Origin of the sequence: Flavobacterium sp. (assembly GCF_044338735.1) — a bacterium.
Classification (GTDB): domain Bacteria; phylum Bacteroidota; class Bacteroidia; order Flavobacteriales; family Flavobacteriaceae; genus Flavobacterium.
The window spans coordinates 1-5,378 of record NZ_JBIIWV010000138.1; the positions used below are offsets into that span (position 1 = coordinate 1).

Annotated in this window: 7 protein-coding genes; 3 read left to right on the forward strand and 4 right to left on the reverse strand. The window is 32.2% G+C overall.

Annotated features, from left to right (window positions below; all coding sequences use genetic code 11):
• The 3 genes from ACIQZC_RS08635 to ACIQZC_RS08645 all read right to left on the reverse strand — a co-directional run.
• Positions 1 to 1,276, reverse strand: a 1,276-nt coding sequence (locus ACIQZC_RS08635) for a DASH family cryptochrome (protein ID WP_396138830.1), incomplete at its 3' end; no start/stop codon positions are given.
• A gap of 106 nt (positions 1,277 to 1,382) precedes the next feature.
• On the reverse strand, positions 1,383 to 1,520 hold the full coding sequence (locus ACIQZC_RS08640) for a DUF2256 domain-containing protein (protein ID WP_396138831.1): 138 nt from the start codon (positions 1,518 to 1,520) through the stop codon (positions 1,383 to 1,385).
• The gene (locus tag ACIQZC_RS08645; protein ID WP_396138832.1) at positions 1,510 to 2,157 is read right to left on the reverse strand and encodes a flavin reductase family protein; all 648 of its coding nucleotides are present in this window, start codon (positions 2,155 to 2,157) and stop codon (positions 1,510 to 1,512) included. The genes ACIQZC_RS08640 and ACIQZC_RS08645 overlap by 11 nt, the downstream gene beginning before the upstream one ends.
• Positions 2,158 to 2,298: 141 nt before the next feature.
• Here ACIQZC_RS08645 and ACIQZC_RS08650 point away from each other — a divergent pair, with 141 nt between their 5' ends.
• Positions 2,299 to 3,645 carry an FAD-dependent oxidoreductase gene (locus ACIQZC_RS08650; RefSeq protein WP_396138833.1) on the forward strand — a complete coding sequence of 449 codons (1,347 nt, stop codon included), beginning with the start codon at positions 2,299 to 2,301 and terminating at the stop codon, positions 3,643 to 3,645.
• Here ACIQZC_RS08650 and ACIQZC_RS08655 read toward each other — a convergent pair.
• Positions 3,642 to 4,004 (reverse strand): cupin domain-containing protein, encoded by a 363-nt coding sequence (locus tag ACIQZC_RS08655; RefSeq protein WP_396138834.1) that lies wholly within the window; start codon positions 4,002 to 4,004, stop codon positions 3,642 to 3,644. The two genes, ACIQZC_RS08650 and ACIQZC_RS08655, sit on opposite strands and share 4 nt — an antisense overlap.
• A 355-nt stretch (positions 4,005 to 4,359) precedes the next feature.
• Here ACIQZC_RS08655 and ACIQZC_RS08660 point away from each other — a divergent pair, with 355 nt between their 5' ends.
• Both ACIQZC_RS08660 and ACIQZC_RS08665 read left to right on the forward strand, forming a co-directional pair.
• Positions 4,360 to 5,193, forward strand: coding sequence for a MotA/TolQ/ExbB proton channel family protein (locus ACIQZC_RS08660; protein ID WP_396138835.1), 834 nt, complete (start codon positions 4,360 to 4,362; stop codon positions 5,191 to 5,193).
• A 92-nt stretch (positions 5,194 to 5,285) separates the two neighbouring features.
• The coding region (locus tag ACIQZC_RS08665; RefSeq protein ID WP_396138836.1) for a biopolymer transporter ExbD at positions 5,286 to 5,378 on the forward strand (93 nt) is incomplete at its 3' end.

The window sequence follows — 5,378 nt, forward strand, 5'->3', positions numbered from 1 at the left end:
TCTGAAATTTTCCATTGGCATCGTATAGTTCCGCTTGGCGTTTGATATTGAATTTTCTATCACGTGGATCGTTGCCAACACCCGCATTGTACATCCAATTGCCATAATTACTGTGCACGTCATAATCGATCAACATACTTTCAAAATAGGCAGCACCCATGCGCCAATCTTGTTCCCATTCTTTTGCCCAATAACTCGCTACATTTTGTCGACCGCGATTGCTCATCCAACCTGTTTTTTGTATTTCAATCATGTTGGCATTCACAAAATGTTCTGGCGTGTTGCCGTTTGTCCATTGATTGAAGGCTTTTGAATTTTGGTTCCAATGGTATTCTTTTTGCAAAATGCCATTCAATTGAAAAATTTTGTTGCCGTGTTTTAGCGAAATGTATTTGAAATAATCGCGCCAAATTAACTCAAAAATTAACCAATAGGTATCTTCGTTTTTGACTACTTTTTTCTCAAATTGTTGTACTTCCCAATAAATTGTTCGTGCCGAAATACTTCCATTGGCTAACCAAGCCGAAAGTTTCGAACTGTAATCTTTTCCAATTAAACCATTGCGGGTTTTCTTATAAACTGCTAGTTTTTTGGTGTCCCAAAAGTACTCTTCGATGCGTTTATTCGCTTGATTTTCGCCACCTTTAAAAGGGAAAGCCGTTTTATTGGGTTGCTTAAAATCCGTAGCTTCGGAGTCAAAACCTAAATCTTCTAACCTTGGAATAGTAGTTTTTTCTTCAATTAGATTTGAAATTGGTTTGGCTGAAATAGAAACTGTGGGTCGCACTCGAATTTTCTTTTCTAATTGCTTTCTGAATTCGGTAAAAACTTCAGGAATTTTCTCCCAATCTTCATATGGAACATCATCAGGATGAAATAAGAATTGGTCGTAACAGGTTTTCCATTTCACCGCTGGAATTGAATTTTGAACTTCAGTTGCTACTTCTATTTCTTCTGGTGTCCATTCGTTTTGAATGTAAATCGTATCAATTTGATATTTAGCGGCTACTTTCGGAATTAGTTGTTCGGGATAACCGTAATAAACCAATAATAAGATGTTCTTCTCGGCTAAATTTTGTTGTAATTCGTTTATCGTTTCTAACAGAAATTGGGTTCTAAATTTTTCTGTTTTTTTGAAACCGTATTGGGTTGTTTCAAAATGTCTCGGGTCTAAACAATAAATACCAATGATTTTTTCATTTTCTCTACAGGCATTGTATAACGAATGATTATCAATCGTGCGCAAATCATTTCTAAACCATACCAATCCGTTCATTTCTTTTTAATTTTTGCTCGCAAAGACTCAAAGTCGCGAAGTTTTAATTTTTATTCGAATCAATTTTCCGAACATCCGAATATCAGAACATTCGAATATCTATTTATCAATTCTTGTTTTTTCTGCATTTATCACTACAATACAATACTTCTTCCCATTTTTTCTCCCATTTTTTGCGCCATGAAAAAGGAAGTTGGCAGGTTTTGCAAATTTTTTCTGGAAGATTTACTTTTTTATGCGCCATTTCTTAGCTTCGATTTACTTTTTTGTTTTGGTCGTGCATATTCAAAACGATCAATTAATTTTGGTAACGCATAGCCGTCTAGTCCATTAATCGTTACAACATTTCCTTTGTCTAATTGTAACCAATTATCTTTTTGGATCAATTCTTCTTCAGCATAAATTGTTTCAATTGAGGCAATAATATGGATACAATCGTTTTCTTTTAAATAGTATTCGTTAACATACTTACAAAGTAATCGCACCGGACTTCCTTTCACAAAAGGACATTTATAATCATCCAAATATTCAGAAGTTAAATTTGTTTCTTCAAATTCTGAAACGCCTTGTTCATAATTTGCCGAAGTATGATGCGCGTCGGCAATCATTTCTTCGGTAATGTGATTTATGGTGAAAAAATCGGTTTCCTTTATATTTTTATAGGTATCACGTGGAACGGTTGTAGGGCGTAAAATGAATCCAACCAATGGCGGCTCACTTCCTAGATGCGTTACACTACTAAAAATAGCTACATTTTCTTTGCCGTCTGTAGAACAAGTCCCTATTAAGTTGGCCGATTTATAACCAGTAGCACTGTTAATTAAATTTAACCGTGGCACTTTGTCCATTTTTGAAATTTCAGAAAGTGTTATTTTTTTCATGTTATTTTTTTCAAAAGTACGTTTGTTTAATCAAAAATAAAAATTATTAAACAAAATAAAATTTAACGATAAAATCACTTTATTAAATAGTATCAAAAAGGCATTATTGTTTACTTTTGCAATCTATTTTACAATTACTTCATGCAAACGCCACAAAAAATTGCTGTTATAGGATCTGGATTAGTAGGAACTTTATTAGCAATCTACTTAAAAAGAGCCGGACACACTGTACATGTTTATGACAGAAGTCCTGATATTAGAACGGTTGAATTTTCGGGTCGTTCCATTAATTTGGTGATGTCAAATCGGGGCTGGAAAGCATTGGAAGATGTAGGTCTAGATGAAGCTATAAGATCAATAGGAATTCCAGTAGATAAAAGAGCTATTCATCATAAAGATGGCAAGTTAAATTATCAATCTTACGGAAATGAAGGCGAAGCAATTTTTTCATTATCTCGAGGAATTTTAAATCGGAAAATGATCGATTTAGCAGAAGCAGAAGGCGTGGAATTTTTCTTCGAACGCAAAATTTGGGATATAAAATTAGCCACTGCAAGTCTATGGGAAGGCGAATCGGAGCAAGGCGAATGGACGGAGTTAAAATACGATAAAGTGTTTGGTGCCGATGGCGCTTTTTCAAGAATTAGACATAGAATGCAACGCCAATCAATGTTTGATTATTCGCAAGAATTCATGAAAATTGGTTACAAGGAATTACACATTCCGGCTAATGCAGATGGCACGCCAAAAATTGATATTCATTCATTACACATTTGGCCCAGAGGAAATTTCATGTTGATGGGATTAGCTAATTTGGATAACTCATTTACTTGTACTTTGTTTATGCCTTTTGAAGGTGAAAATTCATTTGAATCATTAACAAATGAAGATAAGTTAATTGCTTTTTTTGCAGAATTTTTTCCAGATACAAAAGCTGTAATTCCTGATTTGGTAAATGATTTTTTTAAAAATCCAACAAGTTTCTTAGCCATAATGAAATGTTTTCCATGGACATTTGAAGATAAGGTTGCATTAATTGGTGATTCAGCTCATGCAATTGTACCTTTTTATGGTCACGGAATGAATGCGGGTTTTGAAGATATTTCGGTTTTAAACGAAATGATGCAACAATATGGAGACGATTGGGATTCCATTTTTAAAGCATACGAAATTTCAAGAAAACCAAATGCAGATGCTATTGCTGAACTTTCGAGAAGAAATTTTATAGAAATGAGCACTAAAACAGCCGATGAAAAATTTCTGCTTCAAAAGAAAATTGAAAAATGGTTTTCAGAGAAACACCCAGAAAAATGGATGCCTTTATACAGTAGAGTTACCTTTAGTTTACAACCATATGCAGAAGCCTTAGCCGTAGGAGATTTTCAAAATGAAATAATGCAAAAGATTTTAAACATAGAAAATATTGAGGAAATTTGGAATTCAGAACAAGTGGAAAATAGAATTCTTGAATTATTAAAACAGCCTTAATATTCTCTATTTACCATTTCCATACTAAAAGCCGGTGAACAAATTGCTATATATTCACAAGGTTCATCAAATGGATTTGAATATTGAACACGTGTATTTCTGTCAATTTTTATCGATTGTCCTTCTTCTAAAATTACAACTTCATCGTCAATAATGAATTGCTTTTTTCCTTTTATAATATAGGTGTATTCATCAAACTCTGGTGTTTGAAATGGTTCGCTCCAACCGGGAGGCGCAATCATGTGAGCTATCGAAATTTCAGAATTTTTTGTAGTGGCTAGTCCATGATGTTCTTCAATTAGTTTTCCATCGGTTGTTGGAACTATAAACGGACTTTTTTGTATAAAATATTTTTTCATTTTTTTCATTATCAAATATAAAGTAAAATTTGTTTTCAATAAAAAAACAAATTAAAACTAGAGGGTCGAATTTATTAATAAAATTTATTTTTTCTCAAAAATATTGGTATAATAAAGTAAAAACAATTACGTTTTCTTATATAATTCGTTAAAGTAAAAGATTAAAAAAAATAGTTGAACATCAATTATTTTACTGACTAGTAAACTTAATGTTATTATTTCTTAACATTAGATTTAAAATTGTAAAAAAAGTTTTTTTTTTCGAAGTAAAAAATTAAATTTGACCCCAGTTAAGTTAAAGAACTAGACTTTAACAATATTATCGACATTTTAAAACTAATAAAATTTAAAAAAAATGACAAAAGTATCTAACGAATCTGTTGAAAACGGAGCAAGCTCTAAAGGTTCAAATGTATTTGCAGCTTTAACAATTGTAATTTGTATTATAATTGGAATTTTAATTTGGAAATTTGTAATGGGTCATCCATCAAATTTTGAAAACAATGATCCAGAAGGTCATCCATTACCTGGAAACTATTTAGGAATGGTTTATAAAGGAGGATTTATTGTACCATTATTAATGGGATTACTTTTAATGGCTTTAGTGTTCTCAATTGAGAGATTCATTGTAATTGGAAAAGCAGCAGGAAAAGCAAATGTTGAAAAATTCGTTAAAAATGTACAAACTTTAGTTGCTCAAGGAAAAGTTGACGAAGCTATTGCTGAATGTGATGCACAAGAAGGATCAGTAGCAAATGTTGTAAGAGCTGGTTTAACTAAATATCAAGAAGTTAAAAAAGAAGGTTTTGATAGCGAAAAAGCTACAGAAACTATTCAAAAAGAAATTGAAGAAGCTACTTCTTTAGAAATGCCAATGCTAGAGAAAAACATGACAATTATCGCAACATTAGTATCTATTGGTACCTTAATGGGATTATTAGGAACTGTATCTGGTATGATTAAAGCATTCTCTGGATTAGCAGCAGCAGGAGCACCTGACCAAGCAGCATTAGCAACAGGTATTTCTGAGGCGTTAATTAATACGGCTACTGGAATTGGAACTTCAACATTAGCAATTATATCTTACAACTTATTTACATCTAAAATTGATAAATTAACGTATTCTATTGATGAGGCTGGTTTTGCAATCACTCAAGCATATAGAAGAATGAAAGGAAAAGCTGCATAATTCAGCAATTTTTAGCGTTAATTATTAATGAATTTCAATAATTCAATTCGAATATTGAAGTTAAAATTTTAAAAAAGATGGCAAAAGTAAAAATGTCAAAAAAGAGTACAAAAATAGACATGACCGCAATGTGTGATGTTGCCTTTTTGTTGCTTTCTTTCTTTGTAATGACGTCTACTGCCAAA

What these genes read in the sequence shown, in the direction of transcription:
- ACIQZC_RS08640 (WP_396138831.1), bottom strand. Translation starts at nt 1,520, where the DNA reads ATGGCGCATAAAAAAGTAAATCTTCCAGAAAAAATTTGCAAAACCTGC.
- ACIQZC_RS08645 (WP_396138832.1), bottom strand. Translation starts at nt 2,157, where the DNA reads ATGAAAAAAATAACACTTTCTGAAATTTCAAAAATGGACAAAGTGCCA.
- ACIQZC_RS08650 (WP_396138833.1), top strand. Translation starts at nt 2,299, where the DNA reads ATGCAAACGCCACAAAAAATTGCTGTTATAGGATCTGGATTAGTAGGA.
- ACIQZC_RS08655 (WP_396138834.1), bottom strand. Translation starts at nt 4,004, where the DNA reads ATGAAAAAATATTTTATACAAAAAAGTCCGTTTATAGTTCCAACAACC.
- ACIQZC_RS08660 (WP_396138835.1), top strand. Translation starts at nt 4,360, where the DNA reads ATGACAAAAGTATCTAACGAATCTGTTGAAAACGGAGCAAGCTCTAAA.